Source organism: Colwellia marinimaniae (genome assembly GCF_002207865.1).
Taxonomy (GTDB): domain Bacteria; phylum Pseudomonadota; class Gammaproteobacteria; order Enterobacterales; family Alteromonadaceae; genus Colwellia; species Colwellia marinimaniae.
Genome location: NZ_BDQM01000001.1, coordinates 157005 through 176077, shown reverse-complemented (window position 1 = coordinate 176077; position 19073 = coordinate 157005). Strand labels below are relative to the sequence as shown.

General features: G+C 39.8%; 17 protein-coding genes and 1 other RNA gene. 6 read left to right on the top strand and 12 right to left on the bottom strand.

The window, feature by feature from the left end:
- Positions 1 to 65 precede the first annotated feature (65 nt).
- Both MTCD1_RS00735 and glpK read right to left on the bottom strand, forming a co-directional pair.
- Positions 66 to 521 carry a hypothetical protein gene (locus MTCD1_RS00735; protein WP_057182454.1) on the bottom strand — a complete coding sequence of 152 codons (456 nt, stop codon included), beginning with the start codon at positions 519 to 521 and terminating at the stop codon, positions 66 to 68.
- 178 nt (positions 522 to 699) lie between these two features.
- A complete protein-coding gene (gene glpK / locus MTCD1_RS00730; protein WP_057182455.1) occupies positions 700 to 2196 on the bottom strand; it encodes a glycerol kinase GlpK in 1497 nt (498 codons plus the stop codon).
- A 644-nt stretch (positions 2197 to 2840) separates the two neighbouring features.
- Here glpK and MTCD1_RS00725 point away from each other — a divergent pair.
- Both MTCD1_RS00725 and MTCD1_RS00720 read left to right on the top strand, forming a co-directional pair.
- Positions 2841 to 4580, top strand: a complete 1740-nt coding sequence (locus tag MTCD1_RS00725) for an ABC transporter substrate-binding protein (RefSeq protein ID WP_057182456.1) — start codon at positions 2841 to 2843, stop codon at positions 4578 to 4580.
- 11 nt (positions 4581 to 4591) lie between these two features.
- Complete coding sequence (locus MTCD1_RS00720) at positions 4592 to 5308, top strand: substrate-binding periplasmic protein (RefSeq protein ID WP_143760078.1); 717 nt, start codon at positions 4592 to 4594, stop codon at positions 5306 to 5308.
- 396 nt (positions 5309 to 5704) lie between these two features.
- Here MTCD1_RS00720 and MTCD1_RS00715 read toward each other — a convergent pair whose 3' ends face one another.
- From MTCD1_RS00715 to rsmI, 3 genes are all read right to left on the bottom strand, one after another.
- Positions 5705 to 7228, bottom strand: coding sequence for a YHYH protein (locus MTCD1_RS00715; RefSeq protein WP_057182458.1), 1524 nt, complete (start codon positions 7226 to 7228; stop codon positions 5705 to 5707).
- Positions 7229 to 7991: 763 nt separating this feature from the next.
- Positions 7992 to 8427: RNase P RNA component class A (gene rnpB, locus MTCD1_RS00710), an RNA gene on the bottom strand.
- A 75-nt stretch (positions 8428 to 8502) separates the two neighbouring features.
- The gene (gene rsmI, locus MTCD1_RS00705) at positions 8503 to 9354 is read right to left on the bottom strand and encodes a 16S rRNA (cytidine(1402)-2'-O)-methyltransferase (RefSeq protein ID WP_197410295.1); all 852 of its coding nucleotides are present in this window, start codon (positions 9352 to 9354) and stop codon (positions 8503 to 8505) included.
- 480 nt (positions 9355 to 9834) lie between these two features.
- Here rsmI and MTCD1_RS00700 point away from each other — a divergent pair, with 480 nt between their 5' ends.
- The 4 genes from MTCD1_RS00700 (at position 9835) to MTCD1_RS00685 (ending at position 13523) form a co-directional block, all read left to right on the top strand.
- Positions 9835 to 11886 carry a penicillin-binding protein activator gene (locus MTCD1_RS00700; RefSeq protein WP_082606583.1) on the top strand — a complete coding sequence of 684 codons (2052 nt, stop codon included), beginning with the start codon at positions 9835 to 9837 and terminating at the stop codon, positions 11884 to 11886.
- Entirely contained in the window at positions 11873 to 12262 is a 390-nt protein-coding gene (locus tag MTCD1_RS00695; protein ID WP_057182460.1) for a YraN family protein, read from the top strand. Before MTCD1_RS00700 ends, MTCD1_RS00695 begins: the two co-directional genes overlap by 14 nt.
- A 61-nt stretch (positions 12263 to 12323) precedes the next feature.
- Positions 12324 to 12914, top strand: a complete 591-nt coding sequence (locus tag MTCD1_RS00690) for a phosphoheptose isomerase (protein WP_057182461.1) — start codon at positions 12324 to 12326, stop codon at positions 12912 to 12914.
- The gene (locus MTCD1_RS00685; protein WP_057182462.1) at positions 12915 to 13523 is read left to right on the top strand and encodes a BON domain-containing protein; all 609 of its coding nucleotides are present in this window, start codon (positions 12915 to 12917) and stop codon (positions 13521 to 13523) included.
- Positions 13524 to 13609: 86 nt separating this feature from the next.
- On the opposite strand, the gene MTCD1_RS00680 is transcribed toward MTCD1_RS00685, so the two are convergent.
- From MTCD1_RS00680 to rplM, 7 genes are all read right to left on the bottom strand, one after another.
- Positions 13610 to 14089: a ClpXP protease specificity-enhancing factor gene (locus MTCD1_RS00680; protein ID WP_057182463.1), complete on the bottom strand. Its 480-nt coding sequence runs from the start codon at positions 14087 to 14089 to the stop codon at positions 13610 to 13612.
- Positions 14089 to 14730: a stringent starvation protein SspA gene (sspA, locus tag MTCD1_RS00675; protein ID WP_057182464.1), complete on the bottom strand. Its 642-nt coding sequence runs from the start codon at positions 14728 to 14730 to the stop codon at positions 14089 to 14091. The genes MTCD1_RS00680 and sspA overlap by 1 nt, the downstream gene beginning before the upstream one ends.
- A gap of 92 nt (positions 14731 to 14822) precedes the next feature.
- Complete coding sequence (locus MTCD1_RS00670; protein WP_057182465.1) at positions 14823 to 15545, bottom strand: cytochrome c1; 723 nt, start codon at positions 15543 to 15545, stop codon at positions 14823 to 14825.
- On the bottom strand, positions 15545 to 16822 hold the full coding sequence (locus MTCD1_RS00665; protein ID WP_197410296.1) for a cytochrome b: 1278 nt from the start codon (positions 16820 to 16822) through the stop codon (positions 15545 to 15547). The genes MTCD1_RS00670 and MTCD1_RS00665 overlap by 1 nt, the downstream gene beginning before the upstream one ends.
- A complete protein-coding gene (petA, locus tag MTCD1_RS00660) occupies positions 16822 to 17412 on the bottom strand; it encodes a ubiquinol-cytochrome c reductase iron-sulfur subunit (protein WP_057182466.1) in 591 nt (196 codons plus the stop codon). Before petA ends, MTCD1_RS00665 begins: the two co-directional genes overlap by 1 nt.
- Before the next feature lie 495 nt (positions 17413 to 17907).
- Entirely contained in the window at positions 17908 to 18300 is a 393-nt protein-coding gene (gene rpsI, locus MTCD1_RS00655; protein ID WP_057182467.1) for a 30S ribosomal protein S9, read from the bottom strand.
- A 3-nt stretch (positions 18301 to 18303) separates the two neighbouring features.
- Complete coding sequence (rplM, locus tag MTCD1_RS00650) at positions 18304 to 18732, bottom strand: 50S ribosomal protein L13 (RefSeq protein ID WP_057182468.1); 429 nt, start codon at positions 18730 to 18732, stop codon at positions 18304 to 18306.
- Positions 18733 to 19073: the final 341 nt, after the last annotated feature.

Below are 19073 nucleotides of genomic sequence, written 5' to 3'. Positions count from 1 at the left end.
TTAAGGGGGGATTAAAATGTTATCAACAACAATAACCGATATCCTTATCGGTTTATTGAACTCAATTAGCCTTTAGACTCTTGAGTTGGCAGTGGCTTTTTCGGCTCTCCGGGCGGTATTAATGAATTGTTTTCTGGGTGTCGGCGCTGGTTTTCATGTCCATGTGGTTTTGGTTGCTGAGCACTACGGTGATCTGCGGGCTGTTGATGTTTATTTACCACAACTCTGGCGCTAATTTCGCTGCTAGCTGAAGAGTCAAGCGAGTGAATAGCGTCACTATTTCCCTTGGTATTTTGCCCACTGTTATTCACAGTATTCGATGGCGTAGCGGTTAACAAAGCGCTATCGACCAGCCCTTCATTGTTACTGCTACCTACCAGTGTACTGCTTAAGGCACTTGTGTCCTCTTTACCTTGCTGAGCTTGGTTAGCTGGTTGTATTTGGTTATAAATAAGCCCCGCAGCTATTCCAACAAAAAGTATGCCAAAGATCACTTTATTTTTATTCATGCTTTTATTCATTTTGACGCTCCCATTAAATCAATAACTGTATATTGAATACAATAAGCTAGCACAAAATTTGATTTTGATTCAAGCACAATTAAGTGAATCCATCTGCACCTGGGGTTAAATATCCTTAGCTACAGCTAAAGAATTGAATAATACTAATAAATATCAAGACAATATCATTATAGATAAGCTAGAAAGAACACCCTAACTTAGCCACAAGACACTTATTAACTGCACTATGCCAACCCGCAAGCAAAGTTTTACCCTGAGCTTGCTCCATGTTGCCAGTAAAGTAGTCTATTTCACCATATAAACTTGCTGGTATAGTTTCAGCGTGCCAAATACCTTGCCCCATTGCCGCTAAGATAGTCGCACCTAACACGGTAGATTCTATATTGGCTGGTCGCTCAATGGTAACGCCCAATAAGTCCGCTTGAAATTGCATGATAAAATTATTGGCACAGGCACCGCCATCAACTTTTAATTTTTTTATTGTTATCGAGCTTTCTTGTTGCATCAATTGCATTAAATCATAACTTTGAAAAGCAATGGCTTCCAAGGTAGCCCTAACTATATGCGCTTTAGTGCAGCCCTGCGTTAGTCCAGTTATTGAGCCTGTCGCCTGCATATCCCAATGAGGTGCGCCTAAGCCGCTAAATGCCGGCACAAAATAGACGCCATTATTATCACTAACACTTAAGGCTAACGTTTCAGTTTCACTGGCATGGTCGATAAGTTCTAATTGATCTCTAAGCCACTGCACCGCAGCACCGGCGATAAAAACAGCGCCTTCCAGTGCATAAGCAGGCTGACCATTTTTATCACAAGCAATAGTGGTCAATAGACCTTTATTAGATAAGTAAGCTTGGTCACCGGTATACATCAACATAAAACAACCTGTGCCATAGGTATTTTTGATCATTCCCGCTTGGGTACACTGTTGGGCAAATAAGGCCGACTGTTGATCGCCAGCAACACCGGTAATAGGAATTTCTGCGCCAAGAAAGCCATCAGCGGCACTATGGCAGAATAAGCCTGCTGAGCTTTTAATACTTGGCAATATTGACTTGGGAATATCAAAAAATTCCAGCAGCTCATCATCCCATTGTTGCTGGTGAATATTATAAAGCATGGTACGCGAAGCATTACTATGGTCGGTGCAATGCGCCTGACCATTGCTTAATTTCCACATCAGCCAAGAGTCTATGGTGCCAAAGGCAAGTTCGCCCTTTTCTGCCAATGCTTTTAATTCGGGTTTTTCATTAAATAACCATTGCAGCTTAGTTGCACAAAAATAGGCATCAAGCATCAGGCCGGTTTTCTGATGAAGCCAGTCTGCTTTACCTAAGGCTTTTATTTTTTGACAAATAGTAGCCGAACGCCGGCATTGCCAAACAATGGCATTGTATACTGGCTTACCCGTCTTTTTATGCCAGACAACTGTAGTTTCCCTTTGATTAGTAATGCCAATGCAAGTGATATCAGCAGAGGTTAACTTAGCTGATTTTAAAGCCTGTAAAATGCTGTCTTGAGTGACTTGCCAAATTTCCATGGCATCATGCTCAACCCAAGTTGGCCTAGGGTAGAATTGTTGAAATTCATTGTATGCCGCGCCAACTTCCTGACCTTGGGCCGTGGTAATTCTGATGGTTGTGCCCGTAGTACCTTGATCTATGGCTAGAATCATTATTAATGCCTTAGCTGCGCTTTAGTATTTAGCTAGTTACTAAGCAGTAAAAGCGACTAGCCAGGTTAATAGGTGGTTATCATATTTGCCACATCAAACGCCTTATGACTTAGTCATAAGCTATCAATATTGTTAGCTTGATTGTAGTTTAATGCTATAAAAACAAAATACTATTTTTAAACTAGCAACTGTTTTACCTGAAGTCTTGCGGATTAACGCCCACAAAAAAACCTACATTACGACCACATAAGTCAGCTCAACCTTGATAAATAGCAGCTTGTATTTATTGGATATAAAACTTTAACCCTAAAGATTTCAACCAAAAAAACCTCTAATAATATGGCCTAATTAACTATGCCGCGACAGTTGTGACAACGTAACAGCACAAAAAACACCAGACGAGTTTTTCATAACCAATTGATTAATAATCCTTTAATAAATCACAAAAAACAAAAAACATTATCTATAAAATAGTTATATATCAACATATAACTCCTTCATTTTAAAACCTCAGCTAAACTTAAAATAACTTATTTGAAACTGAACATATATATCAATGTTTGGGTATTTTTCATTGAACATTATTCATGATTCTATCGTAGTTCCTGTGGGAGAAATGAAGCTATGATGATAAGGAATTGATTATGGTATACCAAGAAAAAAGACAGTGTTTAGCTCGTAAGCGTCACCGGGTGTCAAAGCTGACTCTTTTTCTATGTGCCAGCATTCTTAGCACGCCCTGTATGGCGGATATGCTAGCAGCAGAAAAATGGATTAACAATGAGTTTAAGGAAAGTACCCTAACTAAAGAGCAACAAATGAAAGAAATGCAGTGGTTTATCAATGCGGCCAGACCCTTTAAAGGCATGACTATACGTGTTGTGTCTGAACGCATCGATACACATGTCTATGAAGCAAAAGTATTAGCGAAAGCTTTTCAGGAAATTACCGGAATAAAACTGGTTCATGAGATCACAGGTGAAGATGATGTAGTCAAAAAAATTGCTACTCAAATCGAATTGGATTACAGCATTTATGACGCTTACATTAACGATAGTGACTTTATTGGCACGCATTATCGTTCGGGTAAAGTGGTTTCATTGACTGATTTTATGGCGGGTGAAGGCAAGGAAGTAACACTGCCAAGTTTAGACCTTGAGGATTTTATCGGTCTTAGTTTTACCACTGGGCCCGATGGTAAGCTTTATCAATTACCAGACCAACAGTTTGCTAACCTGTACTGGTATCGTGCCGATTGGTTTGATCGTGCTGACTTTAAAGCAAGCTTTAAAAAACTTTATGGTTATGAATTGGGTGTGCCCCAAAACTGGAGCGCCTATGAAGATATAGCTGAGTTTTTTACCATTCATGTTAAAACCATTGATGGTAAAAAAATATACGGGCATATGGATTATGGCAAAAAGGACCCTTCTTTAGGCTGGCGATTTTCTGATGCGTGGTTATCCATGGCAGGCGCAGGCGACAAGGGTATTCCTAATGGTCTTCCCGTAGATGAATGGGGTATTCGAGTCGAAGATTGCCATCCTGTAGGCGCTAGTGTAAGTCGTGGCGGAGCATTAAATGGCCCCGCGGCCGTGTATGCCATTACCAAATTTATAGAATGGTTGAATAAATTTGCACCGCCAGAAGCTAAGAGCATGAATTTCAGCCAAGCTGGCGCAGTACCTGGTCAAGGGACTATTGCTCAGCAAATATTTTGGTATACCGCATTCACTGCGGCTTTGACAGATCCCAAGCTCCCGGTCATGAATAGTGATGGTGTACCAAAATGGCGCATGGCACCGTCTCCTAGAGGGCCTTATTGGGAAAAAGGCATGAAATTAGGATATCAGGATACAGGCTCCTGGACCTTTATGACGTCAACACCTCTCAAAAATAGAAAAGCAGCGTGGTTATATGCACAATTTGTAACATCCAAAACAGTTTCACTACAAAAAATGTTAATCGGTCTTACGCCTATCCGAAATTCAGATATTATGTCCGATAAAATGACCAAGGTGGCTTATAAATATGGTGGTTTGATTGAATTCTATCGTAGTAAAGCCAGAGTCGCATGGACCCCTACCGGAAGTAATGTGCCTGACTATCCTGGATTGTCCGATTTGTGGTGGAAGAATATATCGCTTGCTGTAAATGGCCAACTCAGCCCTCAAGAGGCGATGAATAAAATGGCTGCTGAAATGGATGAGCGTTTAATGGCGCTCGAACAAAAAGGCCAAGAACGTTGTGCTCCTAGGATGAATCCCCAAAAAGATGAATCTTATTGGTTGAATCAACCTGGGGCGCCCAAAGCAAAGTTGGCCAATGAAAAACCACAAGGAGTAACGCTGCCATACGAATCTGCGCTTGAAGCTTGGAATTAGGGTGTGCAATTATGAAAATTCGTGTTACGTATTTAACTGTGTTTATGCTGAACATATTAGTGTCATCCGTCTATGCAACCACATTTACTTTATTAACAGAGGAATTACCGCCTTATAGTATTAGAGGCAATGGTAGCGGAACCGGTGCAAGTATTGATATTGTCTCTCAACTCTTTGAGCGGGCAGGCTTTGATTATGAAATAATAATTGTGCCATGGAAACGTGCTATGCGAATGTCTTTGAGTGATGCAAACACATGTATTTTCCCGATGCAGCGGAATCAGGAACGAGAGGCGACCTATCACTGGATAAGCCCTATTCTAATTACTCAAACTGGCTTTTATACGCGGAAGGATTCGCCTCATAAACTGGTAACAATTGATGATGCTAAGGGGCTAATAATTGGTACTTATAACGGCAGTGCTGTGGCTGAATATCTAACTAGCTGGGGTTATGACGTGAGAATAACACCAAGAGATGCACCGAATATTCATAAACTGATGAAGAACAGAATAGATGTATGGGCAGCCGATACCTTATCTGCTAAATATTTAGCAGATAAGCATAAAATTACCAACATGAAAGAACAATTAGTTTACTTTTCAACGTTGCGTGCGCTTGCCTGCAATACCAAAGTAGCTGAAATTAAAGTGAATAAGTTACGCCAAGAGCTGAAACTAATGTATACCGACGGCACCATCGAAGCAATAATCTCAAAGTACAAATAATACAAATATGATAGTTACTAATGCTGTTGATAAACTGAGCGACTAACGCTAGAGTGCTCTGTTTCATTATTAATCCTTGGCAGATAACAGCCAACTGACAGCAAGCACCATCCAAGAGCCCAGTTCAATGAATGAATACAAATTTAAAAGAGTTTGTCGATAAGTTGCTGGTGTTTGAGGTGATTTTTATAATTTTTTCGCCTTCTCTACGCTAAGCCGATAGTAAGCCTTACCATCGAAGCCATAAATGTCTGCTTTTAACGAATTGAGTCAGCTTGAATTGAAAATTTAACCCACTGTTTTAACTTAATATACTTAACCTACAGACTTATGGAAACATCAATTAAAATCACTCATGCTAACCATCGTGGTTGGCTGTCTGGCTAGAGACAAAGTTTAGTGGCCATTAATTTTATTACCCATCTCATCGAATATTCTCCCTGGGTCCGTTAATTCATCATCCCAGCGTAATGGAGGGACTTTACCAAACGATGGTTCATGTACACCAAAGGTACAAATAGGTCCATAGGGGTACTCATTGGTTATATAATAACCATAAACACCGTTAACATCAGTAGCACCATTGCATTCATCTAAATTGCCAGTATTGCCATTATCATAAACCCAGTCGTCAATATACCGGCCTAGCGGTATACCAAAAGGTTCACTAGTAAAGCTAAAGTCAAAATCTTGTGCACGATTTAGTACATCCCAAGGTGTTGGTGGCGTACCGTGTTCTTTAAATGGCGGGGTATTGGTATAAGGTTGACGGGATTGACCAAAACCATTTTCATCCGGATTCAAGGGCCAATTTTTAAGCTTGTAGCCTGATTTAGCTTTAACTAAGTCTCCCTCTGTATTTATAAACCACTTGCCATAAATAGGAAATCCGTCTTTGGCAAAACCAATTAACGGTGAACCATTTAGGCCAGGTGCTATTGTTGCTTCGTCATTGGATTGTAAAGGGTGTGTCATTGCATGGTAATGATATGTGCCCTCAAAACCATGACCAAAATATTCATCAAAAATAGCGGCCATTTTTTCTGCCGAAGGCTCTTGCAGAGTATAAGCGGGTATTTCAAACCAAACAGAACCGTCACCGCAACCTGTTGAGTTACCAGCAGCATTAACACGTGCATGATCCGGGTTGTAGCAAAAACCTGAATCCATCGCGATGCCAATACCGTTTAATAAAATACCGTCGTAGTCCATAAAGTTAGTAGGATTACGATCGGTATCATCGGCCACTAAAGGGTTAGAAAATTGAGGATTAACGGGAAGGTAAGTTATTTGCATATCATCATGGTCTATTTCAGTTACCCATACGTTGTCTTCATTAGGTGCACCAACATCCCAACCTAAATCATGATTTGGGATCATATTATGCTGCATTCGACAATGCGTGGCTAATTCAGCATCATTAGTTTCAATAACAACTGCATAATTCCAACTGCCTGGCTGATCTGGATTACTTGGGTTTTGAATATAACCACCGCTAACGATAACTAAATCAATGATGACAATGCTTTCTTTGTTTGACCCTGGAAAATAGGGTGCACCAACGGCTAAGTTTGACCTATCAGTGATCCCTCTTGCACCATAATCGCCATTATTATCATCAGTCACATAGGCACGACAATCTGGATTGCGATTGGTTAATACCGCATTCAACATGCCATTAGGTGTTTCATTCAAGTCAGGGTTAGTAATATACCCTGAAGTAGGGTCGGCTACAGGAGTAGGATCCGGTACCGGAGTAGGATCCGGTACCGGAGTAGGAATGGGCTCTGGCGTTGGTTCTAAGGTACTTTCCGTATCGCTATCACTACCACCACAGGCGAGTAAACTAAACGATAATAGTAATAAGACAATAGTTTTAAAGCCACGTTTAACTGGATTAATTATCAAAGTTTTAGACATGAAAAACCCTTAAATGACTCATCTTTATTTATAAATTGCGAAGGGAGCATATATAGCTCTGCTCTATCGAGGTAATATTACTGTAGAGCACTCGCGTGTTGTTTTAAATAGATAGCCTAGTAAAGTTATGTAAAGATCAAGTCTCTCGCCAAAATCGTTTAACGCTAGTTAGAAAATCGATAACACAATTTTTCTAATCTCAGCTTTGCGAACAACTTATCATAAGTTTTTCAAATATCTTTATCTGTTTACCTATTGATAATGTACTTAACTTTGCAAAATGTTAGCTAATAAATTTAGTCCGTCACATAGCTTTATTTCTCTGCTTCCCATACGTTTAAGCACCTTCATCCTCAGATAAAAGGTGTATTTCCTAAAAGAAAAGTATTTAAAACCAGCGATAGTTTGCCTTGTTTTTGTGCTCAACTTCTACTTTCAAAAGTTAAAAACAAAATTGGTGTACCAAAAGGTGTACCAGGTTTAAATTTTTAATGAGTCTTTTGAAAATTCGTAAATAATAATTAAGTTGCAGCCTAGCAGAAGTAAAAATAAGCCGAAATGCATTTCCTAGTAAAATTTACACTAGATTTATTTAATTAATATTAGAAGAGTTTGAAGTCGATTTTAAGAATGGTGTAGCAAAAGGGTACCATTTATTGAGTGTACAATTTATTGAATGTGCAATTTGATTTGAAAGGGTTTTATAATACCGCCTGACCTTTACACTTAAAATAAGTATAAATAGATCAGGCGGTTACTAAATTAGTTGAGTTGACCACATAAGCCGGGTTTTGTAGCTCAGTTACTAAAAGTAAATGAGATGACAATCATTCGTCTAGGCTATAAATCGCTCTATAGCTCAAGCAACCTACCCGGTTTCCACGCGAGCCACGCTTATATCATTGTAACTTGCGTAACAATAATCATGAAACCCTATTTGGTCTTGCTCCAGGTGGAGTTTACCCTGCTGCCAACTGTTACCAGTGGCCCGGTGCGCTCTTACCGCACCCTTTCAGCCTTACCTGTGCCTCTTTACCTTATAAATAAAGTAATTAGGTCATCGGCGGTCTTCTCTCTGTTGCACTTGTCGTCGGCTCACGCCGCCCAGGCGTTACCTGGCACCCTGCTCATTGGAGCCCGGACTTTCCTCCCGCTAGAAATACTTACGTAAACTAGCCAGCGATTGTCTGGTCAACTCGCGCGCATTTTACCTTATCTAGGCAAAAAGTCTATGAACTTTGTTTAATCAATATTATTGACTAATTTATTTAAGGCTAAGACTTAATACTCAGGGCAATATCATATAAAGCATTTTTCTTTACGCCATAAATTTCAGCGGTAATTGCACAGGCTTTTTTAGGTTTCATTTCTGCCAACAATAGTTTCAGCGTATCAATGGCTTTTGCTGGTATAGCATCAGCATCAATTTTGTTGCCTTCAATGATTAAAACCATTTCACCTTTCAGCTGATTTGCATCTTCTTGTAACCAAACTAATAGATTTTCAGCCGTATCAGAGTGAATGGTCTCAAAGGTTTTCGTTAACTCACGAGAAATAACCACATGACGTTGACCACCTAATACTTTTACAATATCGGCAAGCGTATCAATTGCTCGACGTGGCGCATCATAGAACACCATGGTACGTGGCTCTTCTAATAAATTCGCTAATTTTGCTTGTCTGGCCGCTGATTTAGACGGTAAAAAACCTTCGAAGGTAAATCTATCCGTGGGTAGACCTGCCACAGACAGCGCTGAGATTACCGCACAAGGCCCTGGAATTGGCGAGACTTTCAGACCAAGGCTACGACAATGGCGAACAATATGAAAACCAGGATCACTGATTAATGGCGTACCGGCATCTGATACAAGCGCAATAGTTTTGCCTTCTTGTAACATGCTCGCCACTTGGTCTTGGCGTTGACGTTCATTGTGATCATGTAATGACATGGTTTTATTTTTAATGGCAAAGGCAGCCAATAGTTTTCCCGTATGACGAGTATCTTCACAAGCAATAACATCAACTTGCGTTAATATATCAATAGCTCTTTGGCTGATATCACCTAGGTTGCCAATAGGGGTTGCAACAATATAGAGGGTAGCTGGGGTTAGGGTTGTTTCACTCATGTCACTTATTCACTCAATTTGGCGGTTATATTAGCTTATACCCAAGTCATATCAAGATGCAGGGTTCAGCTGGAATTAGCAACGTCTTTAGGCAAGGCATTGATTGAAGAGAAGGTTATTCCCTGGTCGAAATCAATAACGATGGATAAAGCGGTTCTAAACCAGCCAATTAGGGGGCGGCTGAAAATCACGTTAATCATTGCATATGTTCATTAAGGACGCTGCATGGATGCAGCTTAATATAGAGTGCAGGAGAATATTCTCCTACAACCATTAATGAAATATACGCTTTGATCATGAATCGCTCAAGCGCCTGAAACGAGCATTTTGAAGTCACTTGGGTATATATTAGTTGAGACTAACTTCGTTGGCGTTTATTATAACCTTATACTGATAGTAATATGCACGGATTTATTTATTGTGGTAAAAACAGCGTCCTTACTTGTAAGAATAAAGCCAATAGGATTAGATTATTTTTCAATGTGCTTGCGAGCATTTAAAACTCGAATTTTACCGGTTTTATTACTGACCTTATTAACAAGCTGTAGCACTCAGCAAACATCTAAACCAACAACAGCTAGTCAAACGACTACTGAGCCTGAAGAAATCACCATAGACTCTGCGGCATTATCGGCTGAACAACACTTAGCCCTAGCGAAAACGTTAGCAAGTGATGCAGCGGTCATGGAGTTGATCACAGCAACAAAATTATTTTTTCAACAAAAGAATTATGCTAAAGCGCTATGGCTTGCCGATAAAACCCTGCCGCTAATCGATGCACAAATAGCTAACCCTATTCAAGCTAGGGTACAATTGCTGTTAATTAAAATCAGTAGTTTACAACACCTTGGCTATTATTCAGCAAGCCATATACAACTTGAACAACTCGAACAATACACCCTTGATAATGATATAAGCCTTAGCGCAACATACTACCGATTATTAAGTAGCGCCCTGCAAGCAAAGCAGCAAGCTATTGCCGCGTTAAATGCGCAATTATACGCTTTTTCTTTAACCCAGCCCTCGGCACAAAGTAAGCAACAAATCGAAGATATTTGGCATAACTTAATACGCTTATCTCAATGGCAACTTAGTTTACTTGCTTTGGATAAAGCCCCTGAGAGTAAAGGCTGGTTGCGCTTAACCGTTTTGGCTAATAAATATGGCGGTAAACAAGGACAAATGCAATATCACCTAGCTATGTGGCAAAAAAAATTCAAACGCCACCCGGCTAACGTCATAGCAATACAGCTTGCTGAGCAAAGTATTATAGAAAAAAACATTGAAAACATTGCAGTAATACTACCCCTAACGGGAAAACAACATGCTGCTGGCTTAGCTATCCAACAAGGTATACTGGCCAGTTTTGCTAATGATGACACTAAAAAGCTACACTTTTTAGACTCTAATATGGTTAATTGGTATGGTTTAAGCAATGAACTTGCCACCTTAAAAATTGACTATGTTATTGGTCCATTACTTAAAAAAAATGTAGACCAGTATATTAGCCACACCAGTGCCCAAGCACAGTCAAAAAGTGATTATATGCTTAATGCTAACTCGGGCTTATTTAACATTAATCATCAAGATAACAATAACCAAGACGTTTTTCATACGGCCACTAGTGTGCTCGACCAGCCATTTGATTATATCAGCGCCATTAATAGTGACTCGGCTATAGAAAGTTACCTGCAGGGTGGCTCTAACAGCAAAGCTATTTCAACCTTGTTACTAAATATCCCGGCAAAGGCCTCACTCACTGAGCACCATACTGTACTTTCTATGCGCCCAGAGGATGAAGCCAAGCAAGCGGCCGCAACATTGAGCCGTCAAAACTATCAGCACCCTATCGTATTAAGCCAAAAAAATGTTGTCAGTAAACGCATTGCTCAAGCCTTTGTTAAACAATGGCAACGCATTACCGGTAACACCATAGCAGTGGTTTATTACAATACTGGCGCGCAAATGCAAGCGAATATTAAAGCCAGTTTATCGGTAGACAAGAGTAAAACCCGCATTAATAAACTTAAAAGCCAGCTTAATCAAAGTATAAAAGCGCAAACAAGAAATCGCCGTGATATTGATATGATTTATCTGGTTGGCACTCCAGAGCAAACACGATTAGTGAAGCCTTACATTGAAGTTAACATTAGCCCCTTTGCTAAAATAATTCCGGTTTTTGCTAGCTCTCGTAGCCATAGCACCCGCAGCGATTACAGTAGTAATAGTGATTTACAAGGGTTAACCTTTACCGAGATCCCCTGGTTACTCACCAGTGCGCAAAATACCGAGTTAGCGACACTTAGTCAGCAGTTATGGCCCAAGCGCAGTGATGGCTTATCACGCCTTTTCGCTATGGGCTATGATAGCTATCAACTTATCAGTAAAATCCCTTTAATGCAGCAAGCACCGTATCTTCAACATTGGGGCCAAACAGGGACGTTAAAACTTAATAAAAATAATATTTTAACGCGCAGTTTACTCTGGGGCAGCTATAAAAATAACAAGGTAGTATCTATTGCTATGGAATAAGCGCGCTACCCGTCAAAATGACACGGGTACGGATAAGGGTAAGATTAGCGAGCAGTTTGCTCAACAATTTTTAGTCGAGCAAGGTTTAAGCCTTATTGATAAAAACTACCACTGTCGTCAAGGAGAAGTTGATCTGATCATGCTTGATGGCGATACTTATGTGTTTATTGAAGTAAAGTATCGTAAAAGTAAGGCGTTTGGCGGAGCTCTGGCTGCTATTCCTTCGAGTAAGCAGCAGAAAGTTAAACATTGCGTAACATTTTATCTGCATCAAGCCGGTTTAAATGAATATAATACGCCCTGTCGTATTGATGTCGTGGCGCTCGAAGGTGATATAAATAATCCACAGGTCACTTGGCTAAAAAATGCCTTTTAACCTTTTTAAATTTAATACAATAAATAAAATTAACGAAATATAGTTCCGGAGTCAGTTTTTCATGCTAGAACAAATAAAGAACAATTTTACCGAAAGCATACAAACACAAATTTCTGCTAGCGAACTATTAGCGCCAGCTATCGAGCAGGCGGGTATGATGATGGTGCAATGTTTATTAGGTGGCAATAAAATTATTTCTTGTGGCAATGGCGGCTCAGCCGGTCATGCCCAACATTTTTGTGCGCAATTACTAAACAAATATGAAACTGAGCGCCCTAGCCTGCCAGCAATTTCCCTTAACAGTGATATCTCTACCATTACGTCTATTGCTAATGATTACCAATATGATGAAGTTTTTTCAAAACAAATAAGAGCCCTTGGCCATAATGGCGATGTGTTATTAGCTATTTCTACCAGCGGTAACTCTCGTAACGTGGTGAAAGCCATTGAAAGTGCCGTATCTCGTGATATACCGATAATTGCCCTAACGGGTTGTGATGGTGGTGATATTGCCGGTTTATTGGGTGACGGCGATGTAGAAATACGTGTACCTTCGGCAAGAACATCCAGAATTCAGGAGGTACACTTAATTGTTATACACAGTTTATGCGAAATTATTGATAATACCTTGTTTCCTCAGAGTGATAGCTAGATGTTTACTCTACTAAGCCACACCTCAGTATTGGCTAAAGCAAGAGTTGCCCGCATGGCTGGTTTGTTAATGCTCATATCTGCTTTACAAGGTTGTGCAGTTGCCACTGTGATCGCAGTAACCGCAGGTGCAACTATGGTCGCCGATAGGCGTAGCTTTAGCAAACAAATAGACGATCAACGCATTGAGTTTAATGCCCATAATGAATTAAATAAGCAAAAAGCATTGGCTAAAAACACTAACTTACATGTTATTAGTATCAATGGCACTGTTTTAGTCGTCGGACAAGCGCCTAACAGCTACCTTAGAGATCTTGCTATTAAAACCATACAAGACGTGCCTAATATCGTTACCATACACAACCAGATACGTATTAGCTCTACTACCGCCATAACCACGCAAAGCAATGATATTTGGCTAACCTCTAAAGTGAAATCAGCCCTACTTGCCAGTAGTGAAGTAAATGCCAAGGATGTTAAGGTGGTAACCGAAAATTCTGAAGTATTCCTGCTAGGCTTAGTAACGAGAGAAGAAGCAAATATTGTCGTTGAGATCACTCGTAATATTAACGGTGTCAGTCGGGTAATTAAGGCCTTTGAATATATCTAACGAGCAACTGATAACATTATTTTAAAACAAAAAAACCAGTAAATATCGATGATAGCTACTGGTTTTAGTGTGTATATAAATAAAGCTTATTTAATGATTTTCAGGCTAGCTTTACTTTTACCCTTTGGCCTGTTCGACTTATCTATCTTACTACCTGTTGAAGCAACACTCTTCAAATTAGACTTTGGTTTTTCAGGTACTTGTTCAACTACCACTTCTTCACCCTCTGCAGGATGTTCGATAGGCAATGAAGTTCCCGCTCCGTTTTCTTTAGCATATATTGCACCTATAGCACCGTAAGGTACGGTAATGTGCTCTAATATGCCGCCAAAACGGGCACTAAACTCAATACTTTTATCACCCAATGAAATGGTACCAACCGCTGAACTGGCAATATTTAACACTATTTTCCCATCAGCTACATAACTCATCGGTACTAATACGCCATATACATTGACGTCTACCATGATGTACGGCGTTAGCTCATTATCTGAAATCCACTCATAGAAAGCCTTAATTAAATAAGGCTTATTAGAGCTCATTGAGCTAGGTGTTGCGTCATCCATTAGGTTGGGTGACCAAAGCGTAATTCACGCTCAGCTTCTGTCAATGAAGCTTGAAATGATTCACGTTCAAATACACGTAACATATACGTTTTAAGTTCTTTTGAACCTTCGCCAGATAATTCAATACCAAATACCGGTAAGCGCCATAATAATGGTGCTAAATAACAATCAACCAAGCTGTATTCTTCACTCATAAAGTATGGTGCTTCATTTAAAATTGGCGCGATACTTAACAAGCTTTCTTTTAATTCTTGACGAGCTTTAGCTGCTTCTGTGGTGGTGCCTGACATGATGATTTTAGCAAGGCTATACCAATCTTGCTCAATACGATGCATCATTAAACGGCTACGACCACGTGAAACAGGATACACTGGCATTAATGGTGGGTGAGGAAAACGCTCATCTAAATACTCAACAATGATTTTAGCTTCATATAGCGCTAATTCACGGTCAATTAAGGTTGGCACAGTACCGTATGGATTTAAGTCCAATAAGTCTTCTGGCAAATTAGCTAAATCAACTAAGTTGATGTCAACACCAACACCTTTTTCTGCTAAAACAATGCGCGTCTGATGACTGTACATATCATCGGCATGAGAGAACAACGTCATCACAGAGCGTTTATTTGCTGCTACGGCCATAGAGCCTCCTAAATTCATTTACTTTAAAAACTAACAAAGGGGAATTCGATATTTAACTATCAAATCCCCCTACAAATTTACAGTACTAGTACCTAGTGTACGTCTTTCCAATACTCTCTCTTAAGGAAATAAGTAAGAATAAAGAAGAAGAATAAGAAAGCTAAGACCCAATAACCAATTGCTTTACGCTCAAGTTTGTTAGGTTCACCAACATATTCTAAAAAGTTAGTTAAATCACGAATAACCACATCATATTCTTCAGCAGTTAACCTGCCACCCATTGCTGGAGATAGCTGACCATGTTCGTCAATGGTGCTAACACCTTGCAAGTTTTGCAATACGTGTGGCATACCAACATCTTTAAAAACGGTGTTATTTACGCCAAACGGACGTGCTTCATCAATATAGAATGAACGTAAATAAGTATAGATCCAATCTGGGCTACGTAAACGTGCTTCCAAGGTTAAATCTGGTGGCGCACTACCAAACCATTTTTCCGCTTCTTTTTTCGGCATGTTATTTAGAATATGGCCACCCACTTTATCACCTGAGTACATATAATTAGCAATACCATCCGCTTCTTCAATACCTAAATCGGTAAAGGTTCGGCTATAACGTTGGTACTGTAACTGATGACAACCTAGACAATTGTCTATATAGGTTTTAAAGCCTTTTTTCAAAGACTCTTTATCAGATAAATCGTTATTCGCTTTATCTAAATGAATACTTGGTCCTGAGGCAACAGCTGAGAACGGCACAAGTGCCGCTACACTGCAAAGCATGCCGAAAGTAGCGGCGATAATTAATTTTTTCATTAGTCTGCAATCCTTTCAGGTACTGGCTTAGTGTTTTCATTTTTGCTGTATAACCATAAAGCAACGAAGAAACCAAAGTAACCAAAACTAGCAATAGCACCAATCAAGTTAGCGATAGGTGTCGCCGGCATAGTACCTAAAACACCAAGCACCACAAAACAAATAGCAAATTGAATTAAGTTGAATAAGTGCAGTTTTGAACGATAACGCACAGACTTAACCGTACCGCGATCAAACCAAGGTAATAAGAACAACACGATAATAGCGGAGAACATACCAATAGCACCTAACATTGCATTAGGAATAACACGTAAGATGGTATAGAAGGGACCAAAGTACCATACAGGTGCAATATGCTCAGGAGTTTTCAAACCATTTGCTGGGGTGAAGTTTGGTGCTTCCATAAAGTAACCACCACCCTCTGGGGCAAAGAACATTACCCAACAAAATAGGAATAAGAAGCCAACAACATACATAATATCTTTAACAGTGTAATAAGGATGGAAAGGTACAGCATCAACAATATCGTATTTATCGCTATATTGCTTATGGAAGGTAAATTTACTCAATTCTTCCGGTTTCACACTGCCTTTAGGTTTCTTAATGTCGATACCTTCGGGGTTGTTAGAACCCACTTCATGTAAGGCAAGGATATGCAAGAACACTAAAAGAACCAATACCAATGGCATGGCAATTACGTGTAAAGCAAAGAAACGGTTAAGGGTTGCGCCTGAAATAACATAATCACCACGGATCCACAGTGTTAAATCATCACCAATAATAGGAACTAAGCCAAAGATAGAGATAATAACTTGTGCACCCCAGTACGACATATTACCCCAAGGTAATAAGTAGCCCATGAAAGCTTCAGCCATCAACACTAAGAAGATCAACATACCGAAGATCCACAGTAGTTCACGCGGTTTTTGATACGAACCATACATTAGGCCGCGCATCATGTGCAGATAAACCACAATGAAAAACGCTGACGCACCGGTAGAATGCATATAACGTAGTAACCAACCAAAGTCGACATCACGCATGATATATTCAATGGAGGCAAAAGCACCCTCGCCAGATGGCTCGTAGTTCATCGTTAACCAAATACCGGTAAGAAATTGGTTCACTAGTACTAACATGGCTAATGAGCCAAAAATGTACCAAAAGTTAAAGTTTTTTGGTGCAGGATATTGTGCTATATGCTTATTCCATGCATCGGTTACGGGTAAACGTTTATCTATCCAGCCCATAAAATCGGTAAATACTTTCATCAACATTATGCGTCTCCTTGGCCTACACCAATTAATAAGATGTCGTCACTAGTAAATGAATGTTCAGGAACCACTAAGTTTAATGGTGCCGGAACGCCTTGAAAAACACGACCAGCCATATCAAATTTACTACCATGACAAGGACAGTAGAAACCGTTTGGTACACCTTCTACAAATTCAGCGAAATCACCACCGTGATGAGTTGGCGCACAACCTAAATGAGTACAAACACCTAAAGCAACGAGAAACTCAGGTTTAATTGAGCGATAAGCGTTAGTTGCATACGCAGGTTGCTGAGCTTTTTCAGAATTAGGATCACGTAACTGGTCATCATGTTTAGCTAAATCATTCACGGTCTTTTCCGTTCTACGTACAACATAAACGGGTTTACCTCGCCATTCGGCGCGGATTAATTGACCAGGCTGTATTTTACCTACATTCACTTCAACTGGAGCACCCGCCGCTTTCGCGCGAGCACTTGGATTCCAGGAAGCAATAAAAGGCACAGCAGCTCCAACCACACCAACACCACCAACAACAGCAGTAGCCGCTGTTAGGAAGCGTCTGCGGCCGTTATTCACAGGCTCATTGCTCATTCATACTCTCCAACTAAGACTCTAACAAAACAAATATTTTTATACCAAACTAAGCGTTATATTGATTATACGCCATATGCGCGGCAGCTGTTTTTGTTAGCTCAAATTCATACCAAGCGGTATATCGACAAAAATTTTCCTGATCATAAAGAAATAGTGTGTTTTTTACAAGGTAAAAAGGAGCTTAGGTACTGTAAAAGCAGAAATAATTTGAAATACTTTGAAATAGAATAAATTAAGCATATTTAGGCTAGGGCAATTGTAATTTATGGCGGAAATGCATAAATGGTGTAGACATAAAAAAACCGACACAAGGTCGGTTTTTTGAAGCCAGATATACATTTTACCTATGTGGCTCATATTTTCTAAATGATCTGCATTGAGGCAAGGCGTTGAATTAAGAGTCCCTGCTTATTTTAGCTAAGTTGTAGATTAACTAAATGACTGGGACGAATAATGATAACAACGCAGCATAAATGCTGAGCATAACGAAAATTAACGTTTTGAGAATTGTGGCTTCTTACGTGCTTTATGAAGACCAACTTTCTTACGTTCAACTTTACGCGCATCACGAGTAACAAAACCAGCTTGACGTAAAGCGCCACGCAATGTTTCATCAAATACCATTAATGCACGAGTAATGCCGTGACGAATTGCGCCAGCTTGACCAGAACTACCACCACCAGTTACAGTAATGTTAAAGTCAAACTTTTCTACCATTTCAACTAACACTAATGGTTGACGAACAACCATTACAGCTGTTTCACGAGGAAAGTATTCCGCGATATCACGTTTATTAATTGTGATAGTGCCGTTACCAGCTTTCATGAACACACGAGCAGTTGAGCTCTTGCGACGACCAGTACCGTAATATTGATTATCAGCCATTGCTTAAAGCTCCCAAAGTTGTGGTTGTTGTGCAGTATGTGCATGCTCAGGGCCGGCATATACTTTTAATTTGCGGAACATTTCACGACCTAAAGGACCTTTAGGTAACATGCCTTTAACAGCAAATTCAAGAACGCGTGTCGGTGCTTTTTCAATTAGCTTTTCAAAGCTAATTTGCTTAAGACCACCAGGGAACTCAGTATGCGAGTAGTAAATTTTACCTTTCGCTTTGTTACCTGTTACACGTACTTTTTCAGCATTGATAACAACGATATAATCGCCAGTATCTACGTGAGGAGTATATTCTACTTTATGCTTACCGCGTAAACGGCTAGCAATTTCGGTAGCGATACGACCTAAAGTTTTATCTTCGGCGTCCACTAAGAACCATTCGCGTTTTACGCTTGCTGGTTTAGCTACAAAAGTTTTCATTAAAAAACCCAATCTTATAAATGTTACTTAAATAACAATAAAAGCAATAAGCTTATATTGTCCGTTAAATGGACTACGCCATTGCCCCTTCGAGCATCGAGCCCAGCGCCATTGTTTATAAGGTACTATTTACATAAAAGTAAATGAAACCACACAACAATAGGCATTTGTAACGCAGGGAGCGCGGATTATACAGAAGAAAATAGTAAAGGTCACCTATATTAGCCATTGTTTTTTAAAATAATCGCTACTGTTATTAACCGGTATAGCTAGTTGCGCTATTAATGACTTTAATGAATGATAAATAGTCATCAAAACGACGTAAGTGTATAAAAGGCTGG

Excerpts from the sequence above, each read along its gene's own strand:
- MTCD1_RS00735 (WP_057182454.1), bottom strand. The coding sequence starts at position 521 with ATGAATAAAAGCATGAATAAAAATAAAGTGATCTTTGGCATACTTTTT.
- glpK (WP_057182455.1), bottom strand. The coding sequence starts at position 2,196 with ATGATTCTAGCCATAGATCAAGGTACTACGGGCACAACCATCAGAATT.
- MTCD1_RS00725 (WP_057182456.1), top strand. The coding sequence starts at position 2,841 with ATGGTATACCAAGAAAAAAGACAGTGTTTAGCTCGTAAGCGTCACCGG.
- MTCD1_RS00720 (WP_143760078.1), top strand. The coding sequence starts at position 4,592 with ATGAAAATTCGTGTTACGTATTTAACTGTGTTTATGCTGAACATATTA.
- MTCD1_RS00715 (WP_057182458.1), bottom strand. The coding sequence starts at position 7,228 with ATGTCTAAAACTTTGATAATTAATCCAGTTAAACGTGGCTTTAAAACT.
- rsmI (WP_197410295.1), bottom strand. The coding sequence starts at position 9,354 with ATGAGTGAAACAACCCTAACCCCAGCTACCCTCTATATTGTTGCAACC.
- MTCD1_RS00700 (WP_082606583.1), top strand. The coding sequence starts at position 9,835 with ATGTGCTTGCGAGCATTTAAAACTCGAATTTTACCGGTTTTATTACTG.
- MTCD1_RS00690 (WP_057182461.1), top strand. The coding sequence starts at position 12,324 with ATGCTAGAACAAATAAAGAACAATTTTACCGAAAGCATACAAACACAA.
- MTCD1_RS00685 (WP_057182462.1), top strand. The coding sequence starts at position 12,915 with ATGTTTACTCTACTAAGCCACACCTCAGTATTGGCTAAAGCAAGAGTT.
- MTCD1_RS00680 (WP_057182463.1), bottom strand. The coding sequence starts at position 14,089 with ATGGATGACGCAACACCTAGCTCAATGAGCTCTAATAAGCCTTATTTA.
- sspA (WP_057182464.1), bottom strand. The coding sequence starts at position 14,730 with ATGGCCGTAGCAGCAAATAAACGCTCTGTGATGACGTTGTTCTCTCAT.
- MTCD1_RS00670 (WP_057182465.1), bottom strand. The coding sequence starts at position 15,545 with ATGAAAAAATTAATTATCGCCGCTACTTTCGGCATGCTTTGCAGTGTA.
- MTCD1_RS00665 (WP_197410296.1), bottom strand. The coding sequence starts at position 16,822 with ATGTTGATGAAAGTATTTACCGATTTTATGGGCTGGATAGATAAACGT.
- petA (WP_057182466.1), bottom strand. The coding sequence starts at position 17,412 with ATGAGCAATGAGCCTGTGAATAACGGCCGCAGACGCTTCCTAACAGCG.
- rpsI (WP_057182467.1), bottom strand. The coding sequence starts at position 18,300 with ATGGCTGATAATCAATATTACGGTACTGGTCGTCGCAAGAGCTCAACT.
- rplM (WP_057182468.1), bottom strand. The coding sequence starts at position 18,732 with ATGAAAACTTTTGTAGCTAAACCAGCAAGCGTAAAACGCGAATGGTTC.